23 protein-coding genes are annotated in these 24096 nt (G+C 41.7%); 9 read left to right on the top strand and 14 right to left on the bottom strand.

What is annotated here, in order from left to right; all coding sequences use genetic code 11:
* Nucleotides 1-4: 4 nt before the first annotated feature.
* The 5 genes from ACKGJO_RS07005 to alaS all read right to left on the bottom strand — a co-directional run bounded on the left by ACKGJO_RS07005 (nucleotide 5) and on the right by alaS (nucleotide 9149).
* Nucleotides 5-2098, bottom strand: coding sequence for a S8 family serine peptidase (locus tag ACKGJO_RS07005; RefSeq protein ID WP_411322698.1), 2094 nt, complete (start codon nucleotides 2096-2098; stop codon nucleotides 5-7).
* Nucleotides 2099-2683: 585 nt separating this feature from the next.
* On the bottom strand, nucleotides 2684-3997 hold the full coding sequence (locus ACKGJO_RS07010; protein ID WP_411322699.1) for a pyruvate dehydrogenase complex dihydrolipoamide acetyltransferase: 1314 nt from the start codon (nucleotides 3995-3997) through the stop codon (nucleotides 2684-2686).
* Nucleotides 3998-4137: 140 nt separating this feature from the next.
* Nucleotides 4138-5121, bottom strand: a complete 984-nt coding sequence (locus tag ACKGJO_RS07015) for a pyruvate dehydrogenase complex E1 component subunit beta (protein WP_411322700.1) — start codon at nucleotides 5119-5121, stop codon at nucleotides 4138-4140.
* Nucleotides 5122-5144: 23 nt separating this feature from the next.
* Entirely contained in the window at nucleotides 5145-6245 is a 1101-nt protein-coding gene (gene pdhA / locus ACKGJO_RS07020; RefSeq protein WP_411322701.1) for a pyruvate dehydrogenase (acetyl-transferring) E1 component subunit alpha, read from the bottom strand.
* Between the two features lie 219 nt (nucleotides 6246-6464).
* A complete protein-coding gene (alaS, locus tag ACKGJO_RS07025) occupies nucleotides 6465-9149 on the bottom strand; it encodes an alanine--tRNA ligase (RefSeq protein ID WP_411322702.1) in 2685 nt (894 codons plus the stop codon).
* Between the two features lie 474 nt (nucleotides 9150-9623).
* Between alaS and ACKGJO_RS07030 the strand changes: the two genes are divergently transcribed.
* The 7 genes from ACKGJO_RS07030 to ACKGJO_RS07060 all read left to right on the top strand — a co-directional run bounded on the left by ACKGJO_RS07030 (nucleotide 9624) and on the right by ACKGJO_RS07060 (nucleotide 13904).
* Nucleotides 9624-10229, top strand: a complete 606-nt coding sequence (locus ACKGJO_RS07030; RefSeq protein WP_411322703.1) for a hypothetical protein — start codon at nucleotides 9624-9626, stop codon at nucleotides 10227-10229.
* A 6-nt stretch (nucleotides 10230-10235) separates the two neighbouring features.
* The gene (locus tag ACKGJO_RS07035; protein WP_411322704.1) at nucleotides 10236-10535 is read left to right on the top strand and encodes a winged helix-turn-helix domain-containing protein; all 300 of its coding nucleotides are present in this window, start codon (nucleotides 10236-10238) and stop codon (nucleotides 10533-10535) included.
* A 2-nt stretch (nucleotides 10536-10537) separates the two neighbouring features.
* Nucleotides 10538-10732, top strand: a complete 195-nt coding sequence (locus ACKGJO_RS07040; RefSeq protein WP_411322705.1) for a hypothetical protein — start codon at nucleotides 10538-10540, stop codon at nucleotides 10730-10732.
* 256 nt (nucleotides 10733-10988) lie between these two features.
* A complete protein-coding gene (locus tag ACKGJO_RS07045; RefSeq protein ID WP_411322706.1) occupies nucleotides 10989-11537 on the top strand; it encodes a hypothetical protein in 549 nt (182 codons plus the stop codon).
* Nucleotides 11538-11647: 110 nt separating this feature from the next.
* Entirely contained in the window at nucleotides 11648-12184 is a 537-nt protein-coding gene (locus tag ACKGJO_RS07050) for a CIA30 family protein (RefSeq protein ID WP_411322707.1), read from the top strand.
* Nucleotides 12181-13245, top strand: a complete 1065-nt coding sequence (locus tag ACKGJO_RS07055) for a flavin monoamine oxidase family protein (RefSeq protein ID WP_411322708.1) — start codon at nucleotides 12181-12183, stop codon at nucleotides 13243-13245. The genes ACKGJO_RS07050 and ACKGJO_RS07055 overlap by 4 nt, the downstream gene beginning before the upstream one ends.
* An 86-nt stretch (nucleotides 13246-13331) precedes the next feature.
* Nucleotides 13332-13904, top strand: a complete 573-nt coding sequence (locus ACKGJO_RS07060; RefSeq protein ID WP_411322709.1) for a DUF502 domain-containing protein — start codon at nucleotides 13332-13334, stop codon at nucleotides 13902-13904.
* A gap of 3 nt (nucleotides 13905-13907) precedes the next feature.
* Here ACKGJO_RS07060 and ACKGJO_RS07065 read toward each other — a convergent pair whose 3' ends face one another.
* The 4 genes from ACKGJO_RS07065 to ACKGJO_RS07080 form a co-directional block, all read right to left on the bottom strand.
* Nucleotides 13908-14831, bottom strand: a complete 924-nt coding sequence (locus tag ACKGJO_RS07065) for a ferredoxin reductase domain-containing protein (protein WP_411322710.1) — start codon at nucleotides 14829-14831, stop codon at nucleotides 13908-13910.
* A 108-nt stretch (nucleotides 14832-14939) separates the two neighbouring features.
* Complete coding sequence (locus ACKGJO_RS07070; protein WP_411322711.1) at nucleotides 14940-15629, bottom strand: hypothetical protein; 690 nt, start codon at nucleotides 15627-15629, stop codon at nucleotides 14940-14942.
* A 62-nt stretch (nucleotides 15630-15691) separates the two neighbouring features.
* A complete protein-coding gene (locus ACKGJO_RS07075; RefSeq protein ID WP_411322712.1) occupies nucleotides 15692-16048 on the bottom strand; it encodes a response regulator in 357 nt (118 codons plus the stop codon).
* 57 nt (nucleotides 16049-16105) lie between these two features.
* The gene (locus tag ACKGJO_RS07080) at nucleotides 16106-17041 is read right to left on the bottom strand and encodes a hypothetical protein (protein ID WP_411322713.1); all 936 of its coding nucleotides are present in this window, start codon (nucleotides 17039-17041) and stop codon (nucleotides 16106-16108) included.
* Between the two features lie 113 nt (nucleotides 17042-17154).
* Here ACKGJO_RS07080 and ACKGJO_RS07085 point away from each other — a divergent pair, with 113 nt between their 5' ends.
* Nucleotides 17155-18270 carry an FAD-dependent oxidoreductase gene (locus tag ACKGJO_RS07085; RefSeq protein WP_411322714.1) on the top strand — a complete coding sequence of 372 codons (1116 nt, stop codon included), beginning with the start codon at nucleotides 17155-17157 and terminating at the stop codon, nucleotides 18268-18270.
* Here ACKGJO_RS07085 and ACKGJO_RS07090 read toward each other — a convergent pair.
* From ACKGJO_RS07090 to ACKGJO_RS07100, 3 genes are all read right to left on the bottom strand, one after another.
* Nucleotides 18260-18649, bottom strand: coding sequence for a MerC domain-containing protein (locus ACKGJO_RS07090; protein WP_411322715.1), 390 nt, complete (start codon nucleotides 18647-18649; stop codon nucleotides 18260-18262). The genes ACKGJO_RS07085 and ACKGJO_RS07090 overlap by 11 nt on opposite strands.
* A 243-nt stretch (nucleotides 18650-18892) precedes the next feature.
* Entirely contained in the window at nucleotides 18893-19147 is a 255-nt protein-coding gene (locus ACKGJO_RS07095; RefSeq protein ID WP_411322716.1) for a TIGR03643 family protein, read from the bottom strand.
* A 111-nt stretch (nucleotides 19148-19258) separates the two neighbouring features.
* Nucleotides 19259-19954 carry a Bax inhibitor-1/YccA family protein gene (locus ACKGJO_RS07100; protein WP_411322717.1) on the bottom strand — a complete coding sequence of 232 codons (696 nt, stop codon included), beginning with the start codon at nucleotides 19952-19954 and terminating at the stop codon, nucleotides 19259-19261.
* 193 nt (nucleotides 19955-20147) lie between these two features.
* On the opposite strand from ACKGJO_RS07100, the gene ACKGJO_RS07105 reads away from it, so the two are divergent.
* The gene (locus ACKGJO_RS07105) at nucleotides 20148-20354 is read left to right on the top strand and encodes a YgaP family membrane protein (protein WP_411322718.1); all 207 of its coding nucleotides are present in this window, start codon (nucleotides 20148-20150) and stop codon (nucleotides 20352-20354) included.
* Between the two features lie 104 nt (nucleotides 20355-20458).
* Here ACKGJO_RS07105 and ACKGJO_RS07110 read toward each other — a convergent pair whose 3' ends face one another.
* Together ACKGJO_RS07110 and ACKGJO_RS07115 are read right to left on the bottom strand one after the other, a co-directional pair.
* A complete protein-coding gene (locus ACKGJO_RS07110; protein ID WP_411322719.1) occupies nucleotides 20459-23173 on the bottom strand; it encodes a DUF5916 domain-containing protein in 2715 nt (904 codons plus the stop codon).
* A gap of 114 nt (nucleotides 23174-23287) precedes the next feature.
* Nucleotides 23288-24094 carry a DUF4097 family beta strand repeat-containing protein gene (locus ACKGJO_RS07115; RefSeq protein WP_411322720.1) on the bottom strand — a complete coding sequence of 269 codons (807 nt, stop codon included), beginning with the start codon at nucleotides 24092-24094 and terminating at the stop codon, nucleotides 23288-23290.
* Nucleotides 24095-24096: the final 2 nt, after the last annotated feature.

The raw sequence follows: 24096 nt of genomic DNA on the forward strand, positions 1-24096 counted from the left end.
TTCTTTATTTAACTAACTGCATGGTTATATCTTGTTTAAATTCCTTACCGCTTTCCCCTATGGCTTGCAGGCGGGCAAAATACCATCCGCTGGACAGGCCGGCAGCATCAAATGACGCCCGGTACTGGCCGGCCGGCTGGTTCCTGTCCACCAATACAGCTACCCGGCGCCCGAGTAAGTTGTAGACAAAAAGCTGCACGTCCGCTTGTTCCGGCAGCGCGTATTCCACCGTGGTCACAGGATTAAACGGGTTGGGATAATTTGAGCTTAACGTAAATTCTTTCGGCCTGGCGGGTTCTTCACTTCTCGGCATTACTTTCATAAACAGATCATCTGCTGTTACGGTTTCGGTATTGGACGCCCCGGATTCCTGTCCGAGATCATCCACCGCAGTTACGTAATAGGATACCGGGTCTCCGTCCACATCGTTAATCGAGGTTTCCTGGTCTGTAAATGTGCTCACCGAAGGCTGGCCGATCATAGTCCAGTTCTGTTCTCCCTGCCATTTTCGATACACCTTATAAAAATCCAAATCGGCCTCCGTATTATCATCCCAGTCCAGTTCAGCCGGGGCCAGTTGCATTTGGCCACCACCGGAACCTTCATTCACGACCACCAGGTTTGTGGGAGCTGAGGGCGGCGGGTCAAACATTACCTGCAACGCTTTATATGCATTGAGGCGGCCTTCACTCACAGTTATCCCGCTTAGATCGGGAACCGGGTCCACACTGTCCAATATCCAGTCTTTAACTTGCAGCATCATCCCTGCAGGATCATTTTCATAAAGCTGAAGCTGCGTGGTGGACATATACGAAAACATTAAAGCCACCGTCCCGGTTACATGGGGTGCTGCATACGAGGTCCCGGTGTCTCTCCCGTATTTATTATTGTATTGGGTTTCTCCCCATGATGGAGGAGGATTTGGATTAATGGGAACAGAAGAAACAATCATACTGCCAGGGGCCCCCAAATCCACATGAGTAGCACCATACGCACTGGTATCGGATAATGCATCGTTGTGGTCCGTATTGGCAACGGTAATTAAATAATCACTTGAACAGGTGTCCGGTACTCCGCCACCTGTATCAACATCGTAATCATTATTTGAAACAGAGGAAACATTAACAATACCGTATTCTCCTAATGAATCATAGGCCGCACACCAAATAGGGTGATTGGCAGGATTCGCATAATCTAATCCAAATGATGAATTCGTAACCGGTATAAAGGCTCCTTCCTGTCCGTTTGTATTCTCATATTGCTTTCGTAAAGTTATAATATATTCGTACGCGCTCCATACCGTACTCTCATAAGGAGAACTACCCATAACGGGAAGTACTTTCGTATTGGGTGCCACCCCGCTTATCCCTGTATTATTGTTTCCTTTGGCCGCTGCTATTCCCGTTACATGTGTCCCATGAAAGTCGTACTCTTCTGCATCCGGGAAATCACCGTTGTCATCGTATGCATTCCACCCGTCATAATCGTCTACATATCCGTTCCCGTCATCGTCATGGTCATTGCCCGGAATCTCCTCCTCATTTTTCCAAAAATTCAGGTCTTCGTGATCCAAATCAAAAAAATTGTCAATTACTGCAATTACGATTTCATCGCCATTGGCTGTCGTATTGCTTGTGGTGAGGTTCCAGGCTCCCTCTGCGCTAATATCTGCCCCAGAAGTACCTCCGGTTTGACCGGTATTATTCAAAGCCCATTGGTCCCCGTAATATTCGTCGTTGGGTGTGGTGGACCGGCTCCGTAACTCCACTTTATGATTCAACTGTGCGGCTTGAATTTCTGAGAACCCTTTGAACAGGGCCAGCCTTGCCCTGGTGTCAAATCCCGGGACTTCCGGGAAGGAAAGCTTCCAGATGCCAAGGTTTGGTAGGTGTTTTTCAATTCGAATGCCGCTGTTTTTAAGTGCTTCCTTATTGAGAACCTGCTCAATGGAATGGCCTTTTTTCAGTGTGACTAACAATTCTCCTTTAATATAGTCAGGGGCTTCCTGGGCAGATACTACCCCCCCCCCCCACGCTGTACAAAACAACACAGTAAGGGAAAGTATGAAGGCTTTAAAATTTGTTGCTACATATTTCATAAATCTCAACTTAATTTAGATGTACCCATCTATGTAACTAAATATTATTCTTTTAGAAAAACAACATTTCAAAAATCACTCTTAATTAAGCAACTTTTTTAAATGAAAAAAGGAGCATGGGAGGAAGGGTAAGTTGTTTGATCCAAAGTTTCCCCCGGCAAGTTTGTCGGGGGATCAAGGGGTGGGTAAAGGTGCCAAGGCTCAAAAAAGTTATTTACAGCACTTTCTTTTTTTACAGGGACCGTGAGGTCCAGCAAGGCATTCCCAACCGGGTGGTTGGGAACGAGCTTAAGTTTGTTAGAAAATGTAATGGAATTTGAAAACAGAATTAGACCGGGGAATGGAACACGGATGAGACGGATTGAGCAGATTGGTATTTAGAGAAGCACTACGATGTTGATCAAGGTAGTAGTTGATTCAAGCAAGACGCTTGACCCAGTTTATTATTACCTGATAATTAAAAAATCAGTGACCATCCGCAAGATCAGCGTTATCCGCGTTCCATTCAACCAGCTATAGTAAAAATGAAAAAGCCCCGCATTCTATTCGAATACAGGGCTTTCAATTACTTTGGTTACGCTAAGTTTACAGTAACATCGAAAGTGGATTTTCCAGCAGATTCTTAACGGTATTCAGAAATTCTGCGGCTTTGGCTCCATCCACGATACGGTGATCGGATGATAGCGTCACTTTCATGCGCTTGCCGGGAACCACTTCTCCATTCTCCACAACCGGTACGTCACGGATAGCTCCAACGGCTAAGATACACGCATTCGGCGGGTTTATAATGGCTGTGAATTCCTCAATGCCAAACATCCCCAGGTTACTGATGGTAAACGTACTTCCCTCCATCTGTTCAGGCTGAAGCTTCCGGTCACGTGCCAGTGCGGCCAATTCCCTGGTTTCGGAGGAAATCTGTGCCAGGCCTTTTTTGTCCGTATGACGGATGACAGGTGTCATCAAACCTTCTTCGATGGCTACAGCAACCGCAACATGAACTTCTCCATGCTGTTTGATCACATCATCGTGCCAAGAGCTGTTCACATACTGATGGCGTGTCAAGGCTGTAGCACACGCTTTAACCACAATGTCATTGAAGCTGATCTTCACGTCTTCATTTGCATCATTTATTTGTTTGCGGGCTGCGATTGCCGACTTCATATCTATGTCAATAGTCTCATAAAAATGAGGATTCGTAAACTTACTTTCCGACAATCGTCGGGCTATGGTTTTCCTCATCTGAGAAACCTTGACCTCTTTACTTTCGATACTTTCAAAAGTTTGGGTTGATTCACTCGCAGCAGCAGGAGTTTCCTCTTTATAGTCTTCAATATCTGCCTTTATGATACGACCGTTAGGTCCGGACCCACTAACTTTGGACAGATCTATATTCTTATCCTCGGCCATTTTTCGAGCAAGTGGTGAAGCTAATATTCGTCCATGTTCCCCGGTAGATGCCTCAGTGTCTTCTTTTTTGGAAGGCTTGCTTTCAGTTTTTGGAGAAGTCAGTGTGGCTGAACCACCATTGCCTTTACTTTTAGCCTCTTCATCTTTTGCTTCTTCTTTACCATCGTCAGCTGATTCTTCAGCTTCGGCTTCTTCTTCAGATTTTTCGGAATCAGCAGATTCAGCTTCCTCAAGGATATCGGAAATATCTTCACCTTCCTCACCCAGCACGGCCATGAGGCCACCCAAAGGAACGGCGTCGCCTGTATCAACTAGGATTTTAAGAACGGTTCCTCCATCAAAGGCCTCAACTTCCATGGTGGCCTTATCAGTCTCCACTTCGGCAATAATATCACCGGCCTCTACTTTATCTCCTTCTTCTACATTCCACGATGCGATCACCCCTTCTTCCATGGTGTCGCTAAGCTTTGGCATTTCAATCTTAATGGCCATAATATTTAGTCTATACTGTTGAGTGAGTTATTAATTTTTTGAGCTTATACTATTTTAACGGGTGTTAGAGTGAAAAGGCAAAGTTGAAAGGTGAAAAGTTGTACTCTGCATACTTTTCACCTTTCACTTTTCACTTTTGCCTAATTCCTATATGTAACCTGATTTACAGCTTCGATAACATTCTTTGCATCCGGAAGCCAGGCATCAAAAAGATTCTTTGCAAACGGTGCATTCACATCCGGCAGTGTAACACGCTGAACGGGAGCATCCAAATAATCAAATGCTTCACGCTGGATCAGGAATCCGATCTCCGCTGCAAATCCTGCAAATGGATGGGCCTCATCCACTACCACACAACGATTGGTCTTTTTGATCGATTCCACGATCAGTGGCAAGTCCAACGGCTTGACCGTTCTTGGGTCGATAATTTCCACATCTACGCCGTCTTTCTCAAGTTGCGAGGCAGCCTGTTTTGCCACATGGTACATCTTTCCGTGAGCCACAATTGTTACGTCGCTTCCCTCACGTTTTACTTTTCCTTTTCCGATCGGGATTATATAATCTTCCTCTTCGGAAACCTCGCCTTTCATTCCATACATCTGCTCCGATTCCATGAACAGTACAGGATTATCATCACGGATAGCAGATTTAAGAAGCCCTTTGGCATCATCCGGTTCAGAAGTGTAGATCACTTTCAGGCCAGGGAAGTGTGCATACATGGTATCATAAGCCACGGAGTGTGTTGCACCCAATTGACCTGCAGAAGCATTTGGCCCACGGAATACGATCGGCATCGAAATCTGACCTCCGGTCATATAGCCTGCTTTGGAGGCATGATTAATAATTTGGTCAGCAGCTAAAACTGCAAAGTTAAAAGTCATGAATTCTACAATAGGACGAAGTCCGTTCATTGCAGCTCCCACACCAATTCCGGCAAATCCAAGCTCGGAGATCGGTGTATCGATCACGCGCTTATAGCCGTATTTGTCTAAAAGTCCTTCAGTAGCTTTATAAGCACCATTATATTCGGCAACTTCCTCACCCATAATGAAGACTTTCTCTTCACGAGCCATTTCCTCGTCAATTGCCTCTCGTATTGCTTCTCTAAATTGTAATTCAGCCATTACTTTATATAGTCAGTTTAAAATTATTTGTGGAAATATGGTTCATCTTCGGCAAACATATCATCGTATAGAGCCGACTCATCCGGGAAATCAGAATCATCTGCAAACTCCACAGCATCCAGTACTTCCTGCTCTACCTTCTCCTCTATTTCCTCAATTTCTTTATCCTTAAGGATCTCCTCATCTTTCAGATAAGTTTTCAGTCTTTCAATGGGATCGTTCTTCTGATATTCTTCCAGTTCCTCTTTATCACGATATTTTTGAGGATCTGACATTGAGTGACCGCGATACCGGTAGGTTCTGATCTCTAAAAAATAGGGTTCAGATGATTCTCGCACTTCTTCGGAAACCTCCTTCATGGCTTCATAGACAGAGAATACATCCATTCCATTTACAACCTTACTTTTCATTCCATATGCCTTAGCTCGATCAACTATCTCAGTTACCGTGTGTCGGCGGGCTGCAGTACCCATGGAATATCCATTATTCTCTACGGCAAAAATAGCCGGTAGTCCCCAGAGGTTGGCGATGTTAAAGGTCTCATGCAACGCCCCCTGATCCACAGCTCCGTCACCAAAGAAGGTAGCTGAAATGCGACCGTTTTGATTGTACTTGTTCGCAAATGCAAGCCCCCCACCGATCGGGATGTGGCCACCTACAATTCCGTAACCGCCCCAAAAATGATTTTCGGTTTTAGCAAAGTGCATTGAACCGCCTTTACCTTTGGAGCATCCGGTTTTCTTACCGAACAATTCAGCCATCCCTTCATTTGGAGTGATGCCTCGACACAATCCCCAACCGTGATCGCGATAGGCTGTGATGATATCATCATCGTCGTTCAGTGCAAAAACAGTCCCGGTTGAAACAGCTTCCTGACCAATATAGAGGTGCAAGAATCCGCCAAATTTTCCTTTTTGATACTGCTGCATTGCACGCTCTTCAAATCGTCGCTGAAGGTACATCTGCTCATACATAGCTTTGAGGTCATCCTCACTCAAGCCTAAGGATTTATGCTTTTTCCTGGTGGGGCTCGGAAGATCAACACCTTTTTGCACGGCACCGTCTTTTTCACTTCCTTTTCCCCGGGGGGCAAAATTTACTTCGTCTTTTTTCTTTTTAGCCATAATATTTTTTTGAGATCAATCTTTGCATCAAAGGGCTGCAAATATATCCATTTTTTTATGAAGATTTTGTGATTTGATTCTGCTCCTGGTAAAACATCAGAATGGAAGGCGGATGGCACCGATCTACTAGATCGTCACTGATTTAGATTAATTCAATTAACCAAAAAACAACGACTATTCGTCCAATTTATGCTATCCTCATTCTATTCTGATGTTTAATTAGGAAATAGATTCTTCGATCAATTCATTCACTTTTTCTAGTGCTTCAGACAATTTTTCGGGTTCACGTCCGCCAGCCGTTGCTAAATTCGGCTGACCGCCTCCGCCTCCGCCAACAATTCGTCCCAATTGACCGACCAATGCTCCGGCTTTTAGTTCTTTTTCACTGATGATGTCTTCAGTGAGAGCTACCATCAGATAAACTTTCCCTTGCTCCTCATCTTTAGAACCAAGTACAATGGCAGTATTTTCTTTTGTCTTCTGAAGTCCATCGTAACCAAGTTGCTTCAATGCGTCCATGTCTGCGCCGGCAATCTCTCCTTTTACCAGTTTAATGCCTGAATCAAGTGACACTGCATCCCTAATAAGTTCATCCAGTTTAGCGCCTGTATTTTGCATCTGAACTTTTTCAAGCTCTTTCTCAAGAGCTTTCTTGTCCTCGATCAGTTTCATGACATCGGCAGCCAGATCTTCGGTTTGACCGATGGCTCCTTTAACCTGCTGTAATAATCGTTTTTCATCCCGAAGAATCTTATCAGCCTGAGTTCCACAGACAGCTTCGATCCTGCGAATACCCGCAGCTACCGAGGTTTCGTTGGTGAACCGGAAATAGCCGATCTCACCGGTAGCTCCAACGTGAGTACCACCACACAATTCCACAGAATAATCTTCGTCAAATGTAATCACACGCACGGTTTCGCCGTACTTTTCACCGAACAGCATCATAGCTCCACGTTCTTTGGCTTCATCCATCGGAACGTTCCGCTCTTCCTGCAATGGGATATTTTCCTGAACCTTCTCATTCACAAGCTGTTCAACTTCCTCCAGCTGCTCGTCGGTCATGGCTTCGAAGTGAGAGAAGTCAAAGCGCAGATGGTTTTCATCCACCAGTGATCCTTTCTGAGCAACATGGTCACCCAAAATTCCTCGTAATGCGGCATGAACAAGGTGCGTGGCAGAGTGATGTTTCTGAATTTCTATACGTTTGTCAAGATCAATGGAAGCAGTCCATGTACCGGATAAATCTTCAGGCAAATTGTCTACGTAATGAATGTTTTTTCCGTCAGCTCCTTTTTGCACGTCAATGACTTTCAAATAATCTTCATCATTTTTGAGCACACCTGTATCGGCAACTTGACCGCCACTTTCAGCGTAAAATGGTGTTCTAGTGAGTTGAAGGGCAAATCTGTCTCCTTCTTTTCTGTATCCAATAATTTTAGTTTCTACCTCTGCGTCATCATAACCTACAAACTCAGATCTGTGGTCCGCAACAGACCCTTGCTGAACTGCTTTCCAAGCATTAGTTTCACTCTGGTCCACCGAGAACTTGCCGGCAGCACGAGCACGATCTTTCTGTGCCTTCATGTGCTTATTAAATTCATCTACATCTACTTCAACTCCACGCTCGCGAGCCATGAGTTCCGTCAGATCGATTGGGAAACCGTAGGTATCGTGCAGTTTGAACGCATCCTCACCGGATAGCTTCTTCTCCCCTTCCACCATCTCGTTAAATAGCTCAATACCCTGACCCAATGTTTTCAGAAAGCTCTTTTCCTCGGAACGGATCACGTTCACTATATATTTCTTCTGTGCCTTGATCTCAGGAAATACATCCTTGAACTGCTCGGCTAATACATCTACCAGTTTATAGAAGAACGGCTCCTTGAAATCAAGGACATCCCAGCCGTAGCGGATGGCTCGACGTAAAATTCTTCGGATCACAAAACCTCGACCTTCATTTCCGGGTGAAGCACCATCCGCAATGGAGAAGGTCACTGCCCGAATGTGATCGGCAATAACACGCATAGCAATGTCTTTATCTTCATCCTCACCATATTTCAGTCCGGCCAAATCGGCAATTTCATCTAAAAGCGGCGTAAAGACATCCGTATCATAATTGGATGTCTTTTCCTGAAGTACTGCACAAACCCTTTCAAAGCCCATTCCGGTATCAACGTGTTGGGCAGGTAGTTTTTCCAGGGAAGCATCCGGCTTACGGTTGAACTGAATGAATACAAGATTCCAGATCTCCATCACACGGGAATCGTCCATGTTCACCAGATCCCGACCGGGTTTCTTTTTGCGCTCTTCATCTGAGCGAAGGTCGATATGTACCTCTGAACAAGGTCCGCATGGACCGGTCTCACCCATTTCCCAAAAATTATCCTTCTTACTGCATTTTAGGATGTGATCGTGTGAAATTGACGTCTCACTTTTCCATAGCTCTATAGCTTCGTCATCTGCTGGCAACCCATCAGCATCATCTCCCTCAAACACGGTGGCATACAGTCTTTCAGGATCAAGCCCCCATTTGTCAACCAAAAGCTCCCAGGCCCAGCCTATAGCTTCTTTTTTAAAATAATCACCAAACGACCAGTTACCCAGCATTTCAAATAAGGTGTGGTGGTAGGTGTCATGGCCTACTTCTTCCAGGTCGTTGTGCTTACCACTGACACGAATACATTTTTGAGTATCAGCCGCACGTTTCCAGAGCTTGCCATCGTGCTTGAGGGCATCCTCTTCTCCTAAGAAGATAGATTTGAACTGATTCATCCCTGCATTAGTGAAAAGCAAAGTTGGATCATTTTTTGGGACTACAGGAGCGCTGTCAACAATAGCATGATCTTTTTCAGCAAAGAAATCAAAAAATTCCTGACGGATCTGAGCAGAAGTCTTGTGCGACATTAAATTTAGTGTGTGAGTGTTGAATTTTACAGAGCCTTAAATATAGGAAAAATATGGCTTGAACTCATGCGTGGTTTGAGATTCGTTAAACCTTATTCGCAGACCGGTATATCGAAAATCAATTTATTCTTAAAAGCAATTGATCGATGCAACAAATGATCGATTTAGAAGTCGATTCTTATAGCCCGTTCACGCTAAGTGGCATATCATTAATATATGACTGTAACAGAGTGGAAAGCCTTAAATTAAAAAATTGGGTTCTCCTTACTCGCATGTACTCTCATTTTGATCTCCTGACTTGAGGACAAATTACAGACTTAAATACTCAAGTGATTATTAACTCAGAAGTCTTTGAAATCCGGGCAATCTCATAATCGCCAATCGCAATTCAAAATTTAAAGTAATCGAAGCCAAAAGAAACTGGCGTTGCAAGATTATAATTTTGTATGTACTTTTAATTAAAAAGTACTTTGCATGAAAGAACAACAAGATTACATTCAGGATATTGCAGAAATACGGTCCATGATGGAGCGGTCTTCTAAATTTCTATCACTCTCCGGTTGGGCAGGTATATTAGCCGGGTTCTATGCCCTGATCGGAGCATGGATCGCCTATAGCATTCTTGATTTTCACCCTGATGAGATCTTTTACTCCTATCCTGATCTTACCGGTGTCATATTAATTGCAATAGGTGTACTCACACTGGCTCTCGTCAGCGCCATTCTGGATTCTAAACGAAAGGCTCAGAAAAGAAATGAAAAAGTATGGAATGCCACCTCGCGCAGAATGTTGACGAACATGTCTATTCCGCTTTTTACAGGCGGATTCCTGATCGTAATACTTATCTCCAAAGGCTTAATTGGATTGATCGCTCCCCTCACTTTGGTATTTTATGGACTTGCCCTATTCAACGCCGGATTTTATACCATCAAGGAAGTCCGGATCATGGGTTTTGTACAGATGGTACTTGGATTACTGAACATGGCCTTTATCAGCTACGGACTTCTTTTCTGGGCGATCGGTTTTGGTCTTGTTCACATCCTGTATGGAATGTATATGCATTTCAAGTATGAAAGGTGATCGACAGTGAAGTTATCATTCGACGATCTACACAAAGCATTTGAAAACAGGGTTAGGTTGGGAATAATGTCAACACTAGCTGTCAACGATTCCCTGGATTTTACCTCCCTCAAGGAATTCCTTGATGTGACCGATGGCAATCTGGCCACTCATGTCAAAAAACTGGAAAAAGAAGGATTTTTGGAGGTAGAAAAATCTTTCATCGACAATAAACCTAACACCAGTTACTCTATGACACCAGAGGGCAAAAAAGCGTTTGATGAACATCTTAAAGCTCTTGAACAAATCATAAAATCACAGAAATAGCAATGAAAACAAATCAATTCAAAAAACTAAAAATGCATACTCTGCTTTCACTATTGACCATCTTCATCGGCATTGCATTATTGACTTTCATGGTCATTGTTGAAAATGAACCGGGAGCCATTCCTCTCGCATTGATATTGGTCGGAACTGGTTGGTACTTTTTCACTCGATCCAAAATTCGTTCACTACAGAGTTAAACAGGGCTCAAAAAAATTTATCATCATACTTTGTAATTCAAAGTTCTTTCAATTTGAAAACTCCAACCTCACATAAATGACGACTACACCCCAACAATATCACAATAGATCCGCTCTCACTGAAGGGATGATCGCGTTTATCCTTGCGATTACTGGAGCTGTAGTAGTGATCTCTTTCTCATATTATTCGGATTTCAATGATCACATTCATCATAATTATCCATCAAATTTAAACAATTAATACAGAAGTAAACTCATGAACAAACATAAAACACTCTTCGGAACTATAGCCAAACTGGCATTGATTACATTCACCTTATTATTGGTCCCGCTGGTCGCCATGCAGTTTTCAGATGATGTAGTATGGACGGCATCCGATTTCATTTTTGCGGGAACACTAATATTTGCCACGGGACTCACCTACGTTATTATCACCCGGCGATCAACAAGTACTATTTACCGGATAGCCATCGGATTTGCATTATTTTCAGGGTTATTCCTTATCTGGAGTAATCTTGCCGTTGGGATTATCGGTTCTGAGAATAATGAATTCAACCTGCTATACTTTTTAGTGATCGCGGTCGGGATCATTGGAGCTTTTATCGCAAGATTTAAGCCAACAGGTCTTATGTACACAATGTTTGGTATGGCAGTGGCTCAAACAATGATCACTATTGCTGCTCTGAAAGCCGGAATGTCGAACCTCCCAGACAGTTCTGTATATGAGATCCTGGCAGTTAACGGTTTCTTCTTCACACTTTTTGTAATTGCTGGTATACTTTTCCAGTATTCAGTCAGAGATTAAATAGGTAAACCCTAACATAATTTGTGATCACGATTAATCACTTTAGGAACGAAATCGTATGCTCAGGAATTAGTTCATCACGTGATAATCCTACTTCACAGATATAATTAATGAAGTTTATAATCGGAATTTTGTTTTTCATTCTTTCTATGGACACTCAACTATTATTTGATTTTAATAAGAACTCAATCCTTGAAAACTGGAGCGTTGTGGATGACGAAGTTATGGGAGGTCGCTCCCAAGGTTCTTTTGCACTTTCTGATGCAGGACACGGTCAGTTTTCAGGTAAAATATCTCTTCAAAACAACGGGGGTTTCTCATCTGTTAAATATGAATTCTCCCCGATCGCTTTAACCAAAGATCATTTGATTCGGATTCGTCTAAAAGGAGATGGTAAAAAATATCAGTTCAGAGTAAAACATAAGACTGGTGATTATGCATCCTATATCTCCTATTTTGAGACAAACGGTGATTGGCAGGACGTTGAATTTAAGCTTGGAGACCTGTATCCGACCTTCCGGGGAAGAAAGCTAAACGAACCAAATTTCGACCATAATTCTATAGAAGAAATACGATTCCTGATTGGTAACGAAAAACCGGAGTCATTCAATCTGCTCATCGATAAAATTGAACTGATCAAAGAATGACAAAAGCTGATATCCTCATCATTGGCGGCGGTCTTACAGGATTAACACTAGCTTATTTATTCAAACATACCGATCTAAAGGTAGCCGTAGTTGAGGCACGTAATCGGCTTGGCGGAAGAATTTTAACCGTTGGCGGGCACGGTCAGGCAACAGTTGAAATGGGAGCCACCTGGTTGGGACCTGCTCATACCAAGCTCCAATTTCTATTGGATGAACTTGGCCTGAATACCTTTCAGCAAAGACTGGGTGGTAAAGCCATTTATGAGCCGACCTCCATGAGCCCACATCAGTTGGTTACCCTTCCCGTCCAGCAGCAGCCCAGCTTTAGAATTGAAGGCGGAACCTCGGCTTTGATAACTACTCTGAAAGGGCATTTAAAAGATGTAGATCTTTTTTTGGATGAACCCGTAAATAAGATCACCTCTGAAAAAAATAAGGTTATTGTTGAAAGCTCTGACATTACTTTCGAAGCCGGTGTTGTAGTTTCTACACTTCCCCCAAAACTCTTATCTGAGTCCATAAAGTTCGACCCTGAGCTTCCCAAAAACGTTTCGGAGCTGTTAGCAACTACACACACTTGGATGGGAGAATCCATAAAATTCGGATTGATATTTGATGATCCATTTTGGCTGGAAGAAGATTCAAGCGGAACGGTATTCAGCAATGTTGGGCCCATCAATGAAATGTATGATCACTCAACAAGGAATGATAATCAGCATGCAATAAAAGGATTTCTAAATGGCAGCTATTTCTCAGTATCTAAAGAAGAACGACTCCAAATGATCCTTAAGCAACTCAGTAAATACTATGGGAATCAGGTCAATGATTACACAGAATATCACGAACTGGTTTGGGCGAATGAACCATTCACATATTTCCCCTATGATAAGCATGTACTGCCGCATCAAAACAATGGACATGCGATCTTTCAAAGAACATACCTGAATAATAAGTTTATCATTGCCGGAGCTGAAACAGCTGAAAATTCACCCGGCTATATGGATGGTGCCGTACATAGTGCCTTTCATGTCTATGATCAGATCATAAAAATGAAAGAGTGACACGGTCTGAAAATAAAGTCAGTCCAAACTCAACATCTTTGAGGATTTACTTTTAGATTTTAGAAAATTAAATATACGGTCTGACTATGAAAACCATTCTCAATTACTTTTTCCGCGGCATACTTATCATTTTCCCGGTAGCATTGACCGCATACCTGGCCTATTCAACGATAATCTGGACAAATTCTCTATTCAACAATCTGCTGTTCAGCTGGTTCAAGTATGAAATTCCAGGATTAGGGATCATCACAGGATTCACCCTCACTACAATTTTTGGATACGTGATGTCCCGAACCTTTGCCAGACCGATCGTTTTCCTGTTTGAAAAACTTATGACCAAAACCCCATTTATCAATATTGTTTATAACTCACTAAAGGATCTGACGGAAGCATTTGTAGGTGAGCGAAAGAAATTCACAAAACCTGTCATTGTTGAATTCAGTGAACCGGTTGGCATGAAACGCTTTGGTTTTATCACTGAAGACTCTCTATCACATTTTGGTTTGGAAAACGATGTAGCTGTTTATTGCCCGCATTCCTATAATGTATCCGGCAACCTGTACATCGTCCCAAGAGATAAAGTTACTCCGATCAAAACTGACCCCACAAATTTCATGCGATTTGTGGTATCAGGCGGTGTGACAAAAACTCATGTTTAAAATTTAATATACTTCCTCGAAGCAACGAGCGCCGGGCTTTACCTTTCGGCGCATTTCCTGCCATTTCCACTCATCAGGATCTGTATCTACATAGTCACCTTTCACCAGCAGATATTCAGAAAATCCTTTTTTTGCCAATCCTTTGTAAATCCCAGACTCCATGCCTTTGATCCCACAAATATAAATCAGGGTGTTCTCTTGGCTAAGGATAGGATCTAGTATTTCCTCTTCGTCTTCAATAGCCGTTTGAACGTAATATTTAGAACCATCAGCTCGTCGATCTTCCCTTGAGATCTTAGCAATATAGTGGAAGTTGTCGTACTTTTTCTCCATTTCCATAAAGTAATCCGAATAGATAAGGTCTGTACGGTATGCAGCTCCAAAAACAAGTGCAATTTCACCTTTATAACCGGATTCCAGCATTTCCATGATCATTCCTCTAAATGGAGCAATTCCTGTTCCGGTAGCAAAAAATACATAATTGAAATCCTCCGGGTTTTCAGGCAGTAGAAACCTTTTTCCACTGGGACCTGTAGCCTTCACCTTGTCACCGGGCTTAAGGTCTGCCAGATAATTTGAACAAACACCTGTATATAAATTACCGTCAAGTTCCTCAATTGTTCTCTTCACGGTAGTAGAGATCAGATTCGGTTTACCGTCTTCTCCTTTCGTTGGAGATGAGATAGAATACAAACGCAGCTTATGGGGTTTACCCCTCTCATCTTCACCGGGAGGTAAAATACCAATTGACTGCCCTATGCGAACCCTGCCTTCAAGATCAGTTCCGGATACGTCAAAGGTTACATGGCGAACAAAATTTGGACTGCTTTCCTTAGTACAAATATAATTTTCTACAACTGTGATCTCTGTAGGGCTTTTTTTAGAATAGATGTTAAGCTCTACTTCGGGTAAGGTAATTTTTGCCATATTTTGTATCAGTGATTGGGTTCAATAAAAAGTCCACACCTTTTTCTGATGCGGGGGGCAAAAATAGGTGTTTCTGAACTAGAAATAAACCAACTACGGGGAAGTTTACTATTGATTACTTATTCGATTTCTTATCAACTCATCAACGGATAATCTGGCACCACTCTCTTCCATCAATCTTTTGGCTTGTTGATGAGTTACACCTATACCTCTCATCCTTATAAGATTATCTTTGGTAAGTTCTTGCTTGGTGTAACCAATATCCAGCATATTGCTGGTGAAAAAGGCCGTTACATCTGCATTTCTGAGATCGATGAGATCCTGAATGCTTAACTCGTAACCCAGTTCTTTCATCATTCTGGTAAAAGTGCCACTTACGTCAGCATTTTGCAATGCGATCAATTCACCCAGAGTCACATCCGAGTAACCGACGTCTCTTATTTGAGATGTGTATGTTGCTGTCACTCCTTCTTCACGAAGCGCGATGAGTTCTTCATGCGTCATCAAGCCGTAACCCATTTCTTCCATGCGGGCTCCCATTCTGTTCAGCAGGTCTTCGTCAGGTTGATTGAGTTCCTGAACAAAGGATTCGATAGGATTGACATCAAAAGTTGGGAAATTAATCTTGGATCCCGCATAGAAAACTAACGTAGCGATAAATGCGAGAAGTAATATGTAATTAGCGACTTTTGACCCGGAAGAACTTTCCTGTACTGACGAACCGCTCCCCATATCGGTATTTGATTCTTCTTCAAGATCTTCCAGATCGTTACGCAGATTTTTAAACTTTATGCTCATAGTTTTACCCATTTGTTATCTGAAAACCTACGATAAAAGTTCAAAAAAGATACGTTAGAAATTTATTCGACAAGGTCCAAAGAACGGGTCAGCTCACCAATAGTAAATGGTTTTGAGATAAGGTCAACACAATTTGTTGCCTTGGCCCTTTCATAGTTCACCTTGTCAGAATTGCCAGTCAGATAGATAACTGCTGTATCGATTGTTTCTTGGATTCTCTTTACTGCTTCAATACCATCGACCTCTCCCTTTAACCTGATATCCATGAGAATGATATCAGGCTCATGCTCTTCAGCAAGCTTAATAGCCTCTTCTCCTGAAGCTACTTTGCCAACAAGATTATGACCTAATTTTTTAATCATATTCTCAATAACAAGAGAAATTATCATATCATCTTCTACGATAAGAACTTTTTTCACTGATTCTGCCAATTTATTTCCTTAATAAGCTTAAGATTATTCTTGTTTACCCTAACACTAAAGAGAGGATGGGTAAACAAAAGTTACATTTTTATTTTGCTGACCTGAAAAATTGTTTTCTTCTTCTGAAAATCTTATAACTAAATCTACCACAATTCCCTCTTCTATGTCTACATATGCCACCCATCCCGGAAATGTATCGTCGATTCCGTAGCTGACCGGAATGGCCCAGCAAGTCCGAATTTCTAGCTCTTCTCCATTATTTCTTTCTACGGGATAGTGTATTTTTCCAGGAATACCCTGGAGATCCTCAGCCTGCAAACTATATGTTGTATCTACTCCGGTGTAAGGCAGTAAATCTATTTCCATTCCTACCATTTCTTGCTGTACATCTACATATCCAAAATTGATATAATCAGGTGTTTTAAAATCTGCATACCAATTACCCCAAATTCGGTTCACACCAAGTGCATCTAAAAAGACCGTAATTTCAGTCCCAATAACTTCTGCAGAGTCAATAAATTGTTTTTCAAACGTAAGGCTCCATTCAATATTAGCACTATATTCATCGAATTGACCACAGTTTATACACCCGGGTTGTGGATTCATAGAACTTAACTTAAGACGATTGGTATCTTCAATTCCGGTGAATTGCCGGTTTCTATACAAAACTCGTTTAGCGGCACTGAGCAACGTATCAGTGTTGGTCATTTCAATTCGTACTACATCTCGATTTACTCTCGCACATGGGTTCTTTCCGTCAATAAAAAGAATTTCACTGTACCCGGTAAAACCATACTCATTAAGAGTGGAGCAAAGTCGACCATTATTAAGTTCTTGATAATCCTCATTCAAGGCTTGAAGCTCACCAAGTTCCATTTTAGAATAAACCGTAGGATACTCGAGTGCAGCATCACTAATGGTAAGCATGTCACAAGCAGAAATTGAAAGAAGCACGGCTACCACTGTTGTTAATGAAATGAGATTTTGCACGCCTTTGATAATTGGTTGATGATATCTTAAACTACCAAAAATAGGATGATCTTACAACTCCGGCCGGTTTCAATTCATCAGCTGTTTAAATAGAAAACCTTATATATGTTGCTATGAACAAAAAAAAGATAATATGTGTGATTGGAGCCGGTATCAGCGGCCTAAGTACCGCCTCACTACTCATGCAACTGGGATATCAGGTTCATATTATTTCAAAAGATGATCCGAGGTCAGCTGCTTTGAACCCGGAATTTTCAAGTTTGTTTCCGGCGGCTTCCATCATTCCTCACGCTGTCAATTCAGACGAACTCAATGAGGTCTTCAGTATTAGTAAGAATTATTTTGAAACACTCTACAGTCAGCGATTCCCCGGTGTAACAAAAACAAAGCATTATGAACTTTTTTCTTACCACAAAGAAGTGCCTGATTATGCAAATGTAATGGAGCAATTCCGGATCTTTAATGAATTCAGAGGTGAGTTCTATCCGGAACATCCGGATCACCATGTTAAAAGTGGCTGGAGATTCGAAACCTATTTTGCCGACTGGCCTCTCTATTTCCCTGCCTTGATACAGAAGGTACTTAATAAAGTATCCGGGTTTGAGATCAAAGAATTAAAAACTGAAGACTTGCCTGCCCTCCCTTTCGATGTTATCGTCAATTGCACTGAGATCGGAAGTATAGATCTTTTTGGAGATACCTCGGGCCGGATCATCCATAGGGGACATTTGATCAACATACCAGGTGCGGCCACGATCATGGACCCTAAAGGAGATCCGGTATCTTACAATTATTATCCCGGAAAACAGGTTTACAGAAGTGAATCAGGTTGCGAACAGGACGTATATTGTTATTCCCGCAATGATGGTTTGGTTTTAGGTGGAAGCCGACAAAAAGGCTACATTAATGAAAATAGGGAATGGCAGGGTGAAGAGAACGTGGACCCGGTGACAAACGTGCAAAATCTGGAATTACCTACTCAGATCATAGAGATTCACAAAGAAATTCTTAAGTTTTCCTTTGATTACGAGCTCCCTCCTGTTTCTGAAATGCATTCAAAGCTCGGATATCGTTTTACGCGTTCTACTGAGAATGGTTTAAGGATCCAAGCGGAGGAAGTTGGTGATAAATTGGTAATTCACAATTATGGTCATGGAGGGGCAGGTGTTACTCTTAGCTGGGGATGTGCACAAAAAGTGAGTGGCTTGCTGCAACAGCTTACGTGGTAAAACCCATCTTTTTTTTATAATTCAACCAATGTCCACGTATCAAAAGCAAACTCCCGATCAACGTAACGGCTGCCTCACCGTAATCCCCTAATGTATCATTGAAAAGCCATGCCAGGAATATGATCACCAGTCCAACAAATAAATAACCTGATATTGATTTAAGATCTTTTCGGTTCTTCACAGAAAGGATCACAGCAGGGGCAATGGCCAGAAAAAAAACCAGGTGAGTATATTCGTGAAAGTCATCAAGAGCCGGCCAAAGCGGAATCAGCGATACAAATACCGGGACCAGCAGACAGTGTATGGCGCATAATCCGGAAAGTCCTATCCCCAGACGGTCCCAGAATCCTTTATTATCATTTTGTTGGTAATCACTCATCAGCGTTGAGCAGTCGGATTATCAAATTTTTTTTACAGACCCCAAAGGTAAAAAAATTCTATAACAGCTATGAGGTTTTAATCATCTAAAATATCGATAAAGCCATTATCTATTTTGGCCAAGTTTTTAAACTAAAAGACAAGTGAAACAATCACAGTCCATTCCCACCACTCACTTCTTATTAATGATCACGGCCCGAATCAGCCAAAACTTTATTCACAGATTCTGAAAGTTAGACCGTAATCAATATTTTTTAGGACTCAGAAACCTGTTAACTGAGTCTTTTCTTTTCTTTCGATGCTTTGTATTCCTACCTGTCACTCGTTTTCGCCACATTTTAAAGCTCGATCGCTTCATTTCAGATCGCATCAATTCGATGGTTTCCTCTTCATTCAGTCCAAATTGAAATTCGATGGCATCGAAGGGAGTGCGATCTTCCCAAGCCATTTCAACGATTCTGCTTTTATATGCTTGTGATAAGTTGTCTGCTTTGCTCATATATAATTGATTTATAGTTCACTACAAATTTCAAATGAATTTCAATCCATAAAAAAGCTCCTGCCAATTTAAGCAGAAGCTTTAAAAATTAATCTGAATTCCGGTAACCAATCACCTGCGATCGCCAAATATTCTCAGCATAAAAATAAACATATTAATGAAGTCAAGATAAAGGGCAAGAGCTCCCATAATAGCTCCTTTACTTCCCTCTTCTGATTCCACATCCATCTCAAGACTCATGCGTTTGATCTTCTGAGTATCATAGGCTGTGAGTCCTACAAATACCAGTACACCAATGTAGGTCACTGCCCAATACAACATTTCGCTATGCCAAAAAATATTTACAATACTGGCAATAATTATCCCTATCAACCCCATAAAAAGTATATTCCCCCAACTGGAAAGATCCGTCTTGGTAAAATATCCGTAAGCGCTCATCACCCCAAAGGTTCCTGCAGTAATAAAGAAGGTAGAAGCAATAGAAGCGGCCGTGTAGATCAGGAACAGTACCGAAAATGTGAGTCCGTTCAGCGCCGAATACAGCAAAAATAAAGTAATGGCCCGAGTAGCGTTCATGCTCTTAACTGAACTTGAAAGCCAGATAACCAATCCGACCTCGGCTATGATAATCCCAAAGAACAGGATCTGATTACTTGCAATAGTGTTGACCAATGTTTCGGAACTCGCTACTCTGAGTGCGACAAAACCGGTTATTGCAAGAGCAAGAGCCATCCAGCCATACACTTTGTTAATAAAAGTAGCCTGAATCGAATTTACCTGTTCTGCTGTTAATTGTTGTGTATTCATTATTTCTTAATGATAAATAATTAGTTTAATGTTGAAAGTGTTTGATTGATATTATCAAACCACAAAAAAGTGCAAATATTGTATGAATAAAATACTAAAATTCATCGGCGTTTGTATACTATGTATTATCATAGTTACAGGTTTGGTCTATCTATTTGAATGGATATTTTAATTAAAAAAAGATGAGGTTACTATGAACAAAAACATGGGCTCCACTGATAAGATAATTCGATTTATACTTGCTGCAATTTTTGTAATACTATACTATTCAGGTATCGTTACCGGAACTGCAGGTATCGTTTTATTAGTACTTGCAGGTGTATTTGTATTAACCAGTCTGATTGGGTTTTGTCCGCTTTACGCTCCGTTTGGATTAAGTACATGCAAGACTGAATCTTGACCGCGTAAGCACTTGCAAAACTGAGGCCTAAACAGGCATACCTATAACAATATTAAAAAGGGCATACTATTGATATGCCCTTTTTTTCCAATTAATTATAATTTTCAGCTTCCAAACCAATAGCTAAGCTTAATTAGAAATACATTCGTTGGTTTGGCATTGAAAAGATCATTCAGTTGATCACCCAGATCAAATGCACCAACTCTTGAATAATCCTCCCGCTGTTGCTGCCATACAAAATAAAGGGTTGATCCGGGAGTGTACTCCCATCTGAACACGGCATTACCCTGTAGAGAACGAAAGTTGAAATCGGGATCAGCGATGGAAAATGAAGAAGAACTTCCGTTCCCATCCGGATCGATCGTATAAATTCCATTCTGATCTGTTATGTTGCCAATATCTTCACCATATACATCATAGTTGTACGTATATGGTTCAGCCACTTCTTTGAACCTTGAGAAATCTCCAGTCGCTACATATGGCCTGAAATAAGTTTGAAGACTCATGGTTGGACTAAAGGTCCAATTCAGTCGAAGATTCGCACTTAATGTATGCTGTTCTATATCTGAGAAAACATAACGATTTTCATATGTATGAGTAGCATTTACATCACTTACAGCAGTTATGTACTGATCAACATCCACCTGATGCCTATATTCCGGTCCAAAACTTAATTGTATGAAAGTTGTAGGGCGATAGTTTACTCCTAACCAGACCGCGTTATCGTACTCACCGGCTACTTCACGGCGAAGATTTCCTCCAATATTAAAGCTGATATCTTTACTCCGATCAGTGTTCAGGTTAGAGATCAGATTCCAGTCTTTTGGCCGCTCCAAAACCGGGCCGCCACGACTGATGCGATCGTAATACTGCTTGAAGTTATAACCAAAGTTATAATTAAATGACCATTGATTATTGAATGACACACTTCCACCATTCATAATACTGTTTCTGATCTGGTCACCATCATAATTCCATCCTGAATCGTAACCGATAAAGAAATCATAATATCTTACATATTTAGGATCTATCTCTCGATATATCACCACTCCACCAACCCATTTAAGATCGGCCCGTGTTTGGAATCCTAGATCATTGACCTCATAACCCGGTGAGGTTTGTGAATAGGTCAAAGCAGCCAACCAATTATCATCACCCCCCTGCTTCTTGATACTCATTTCAGTGGAAAAACCCTGCAGTGCCGTTTTTGAAGGATCGACTGAAAGAACATCTGAATCAATACGATCATAATATCTGACCGGTGACCGCTGTGTTCTTACAATAGCCTCATTACTGCCATGTACGCTGCTGGCAGACAATGCACCGCTTGCTACCCAGTTCTGATCATCAAACTGATGCTCATAATCTACACCACCCACATATGCAGAGCTATGCATGAAATCTTCAAAGTAACGTCCATCCAAAGATCGGTTCACAGCTGTAGCAAATCCACCCAAATAGGTATTACCTTTATTGAAATCTTTCTTGGCTCGGCTCACCAGATAGTTGGTTGCCGGTTCAACTGCAATAGAACCATCATTACCATTACCCAAAGTGTAATCTGCATTTTCCTGAAGGGTATAAGCGTCCATCAGACCAATAGACCACCCATTTTTGGTTTTGCCACTCAATTTTGCAGCCGTTGCAATCGTAGTGAGATCCGGAACGGTATTATATTCAGCATTTACGCCGGCTCGGCCCGGTGAGCCCTGTGGAGAGCGACCGATCCTTCTTGAGTAAAATGGTGTGGGTACATTATATCTGATAAAGGTTTTGGTTTGACCAAATTGAAAAATATCCCTTCCCTCTAAAAAGAAAGGACGTCGTTCTGAATAGAAATTCTCATTAGCTGTCAGATTTATAACTGCAGGGTCCGCTTCCACCTGACCAAAATCAGGGTTTATGGTAGCAGAGAGAGTCAGATCTGAAGTTATTCCATATTTGATGTCAGCTCCTACCCTCCCCGAGAGATCATTTCGCTGATAGTAAGGATCAGAGGTAGGCCGTTCAGGAATGCGGGTAAAATCGGCTGATACGTAAGGCATGATTTCAAGCCTTCTGGGTTCAGACAATTGTTTGATACCACTTAGTTCTCCAAAATTAGAAACAATTCCTGAGGCATTCTGCGAAGTGGGTTTCCAAAAAATTTCTTCGCCGCTTCTTGCTATGCTGCGCTGAAAATTGATACCCCATCTCTGTTCATTAGCCTTGGAATCGAACCTGAGCTGTGATAATGGGATCTTCATCTCAGCCGACCAACCATAATCGGTAATTTGTGCTTTGGCCTCCCATACAGCGTCCCAGGTAGCATCTTCGTTGGTATCATTGATGATCATAAAATCTCTTTGAACACCACGAGGATTTACCGCAAAAATGAAGGCGGTTCGTTTATCATTATAACTGTCAAAACCCACGGTCACCCAATCACTTGTTTCGGTACCGTCTCTTCGAAATAAGGGTGCAATAATTGAATCAGGTGCAGAATCGTATGCTTTGAATCCTATATACACGTGTGAATCGGTGTACAGGATCCTGGCCTCTGTTCTTTGAGTAGCCGGTGCTCCATCGTTTGGAGAGCGCTGTGTAAAAAGAGTAGCTATGGGGATATTAATCCAAACATTTTCATTAACAAGACCGTCCAGTTGTAAATTTGATTGGTCTATTAATTTGGAAGCACTAATTGAAGGTGATGCAACCCTGCCTGAACGGATATTTTGCTCCTTTAATGTATCAATAACTTTGTTTTCCTGATAAGAATTCTGGGCATTTACTCCGCCAACAAAGCAGAGCAATCCTAGTGTTAGACATACGAATCTCATAGTAATTTTTATTTTGTTTGAAAGGAGTCCTATCCCCGCAACATATTATGTAGCTTTATGTTACGGCTCCTAAGTTAGGTTTATGTCTTACACGAATAGCAGAAGAAAAAGTTACTATTTATTTTGTTTTTTTCTGATGGAGATATCTCCATGAAGAGTTTTGAATAAAAATTCAGGTCCGCCGCCATTAACTTCACCTATGATCCATTTATTGATGGCGATCTTGAACCCATCATCACTTTTTGACTCTGATTTGGTTCCTTCACGATCGATATCCATATCGAAATTTGTGTACACATCACCCCATTCGGTCTTCATTTTTGCAGTGAATTTTGAATCTGCCGGGAAGGCGACTTCCATATCACCATTCACTCCTGTAAATGACATTGGTGAACCGGGTGTAATGTATTTGAAATCAACATTCATATCCCCATTTACAGAGTTTACAAGTACCGTTCCACTGATATCGCCAAGATCAATATCTCCGTTTACTGCACTGATCTCTAATTCTCCTTCCACATCAAATACATTTACATCACCTTGTACTGTATTTAACTTGATGGAAAAATTACGGGGTACGTAAACCGTCATTTCAAGATCATTAGTTGGAAATGGGCCGGTGGAAATTTCGACCTCATTATTGTCTTCGACCACTTCCAAACCCATCCCGCCTCCGGAGATCCGTTTCATACCATTTTTCATAGCCTGACTGTCTTCCTCACGGATACCATCTCCGCTGTAATTGATGATTACGTTTTGTTCATTGTGACTTCTTACAGTGATCTCATCCGAAAACATCGCATTGATGCTCAGTTTTCCAGGCTGCCCCGGATCCGACAAAGGAACCTCTATAGTATTCTGGGCAAATAAAGGAACAGAAAGAACGCTTAGAATTAATGCCGAAAGTAAATTGATCTTCATAC

It is taken from the genome of Gracilimonas qinghaiensis (assembly GCF_046602855.1).
Taxonomy (GTDB): Bacteria; Bacteroidota; Rhodothermia; order Balneolales; family Balneolaceae; genus Gracilimonas.

Coding starts and splice junctions, on each gene's coding strand:
- ACKGJO_RS07090 (WP_411322715.1), bottom strand. CDS start 18,649: ATGAGTGATTACCAACAAAATGATAATAAAGGATTCTGGGACCGTCTG.
- ACKGJO_RS07050 (WP_411322707.1), top strand. CDS start 11,648: ATGAAGTTTATAATCGGAATTTTGTTTTTCATTCTTTCTATGGACACT.
- alaS (WP_411322702.1), bottom strand. CDS start 9,149: ATGTCGCACAAGACTTCTGCTCAGATCCGTCAGGAATTTTTTGATTTC.
- ACKGJO_RS07105 (WP_411322718.1), top strand. CDS start 20,148: ATGAACAAAAACATGGGCTCCACTGATAAGATAATTCGATTTATACTT.
- ACKGJO_RS07030 (WP_411322703.1), top strand. CDS start 9,624: ATGAAAGAACAACAAGATTACATTCAGGATATTGCAGAAATACGGTCC.
- ACKGJO_RS07085 (WP_411322714.1), top strand. CDS start 17,155: ATGAACAAAAAAAAGATAATATGTGTGATTGGAGCCGGTATCAGCGGC.
- ACKGJO_RS07055 (WP_411322708.1), top strand. CDS start 12,181: ATGACAAAAGCTGATATCCTCATCATTGGCGGCGGTCTTACAGGATTA.
- ACKGJO_RS07115 (WP_411322720.1), bottom strand. CDS start 24,094: ATGAAGATCAATTTACTTTCGGCATTAATTCTAAGCGTTCTTTCTGTT.
- ACKGJO_RS07045 (WP_411322706.1), top strand. CDS start 10,989: ATGAACAAACATAAAACACTCTTCGGAACTATAGCCAAACTGGCATTG.
- ACKGJO_RS07070 (WP_411322711.1), bottom strand. CDS start 15,629: ATGAGCATAAAGTTTAAAAATCTGCGTAACGATCTGGAAGATCTTGAA.
- ACKGJO_RS07005 (WP_411322698.1), bottom strand. CDS start 2,098: ATGAAATATGTAGCAACAAATTTTAAAGCCTTCATACTTTCCCTTACT.
- ACKGJO_RS07065 (WP_411322710.1), bottom strand. CDS start 14,831: ATGGCAAAAATTACCTTACCCGAAGTAGAGCTTAACATCTATTCTAAA.
- ACKGJO_RS07010 (WP_411322699.1), bottom strand. CDS start 3,997: ATGGCCATTAAGATTGAAATGCCAAAGCTTAGCGACACCATGGAAGAA.
- ACKGJO_RS07095 (WP_411322716.1), bottom strand. CDS start 19,147: ATGAGCAAAGCAGACAACTTATCACAAGCATATAAAAGCAGAATCGTT.
- pdhA (WP_411322701.1), bottom strand. CDS start 6,245: ATGGCTAAAAAGAAAAAAGACGAAGTAAATTTTGCCCCCCGGGGAAAA.
- ACKGJO_RS07100 (WP_411322717.1), bottom strand. CDS start 19,954: ATGAATACACAACAATTAACAGCAGAACAGGTAAATTCGATTCAGGCT.
- ACKGJO_RS07060 (WP_411322709.1), top strand. CDS start 13,332: ATGAAAACCATTCTCAATTACTTTTTCCGCGGCATACTTATCATTTTC.
- ACKGJO_RS07040 (WP_411322705.1), top strand. CDS start 10,538: ATGAAAACAAATCAATTCAAAAAACTAAAAATGCATACTCTGCTTTCA.
- ACKGJO_RS07015 (WP_411322700.1), bottom strand. CDS start 5,121: ATGGCTGAATTACAATTTAGAGAAGCAATACGAGAGGCAATTGACGAG.
- ACKGJO_RS07110 (WP_411322719.1), bottom strand. CDS start 23,173: ATGAGATTCGTATGTCTAACACTAGGATTGCTCTGCTTTGTTGGCGGA.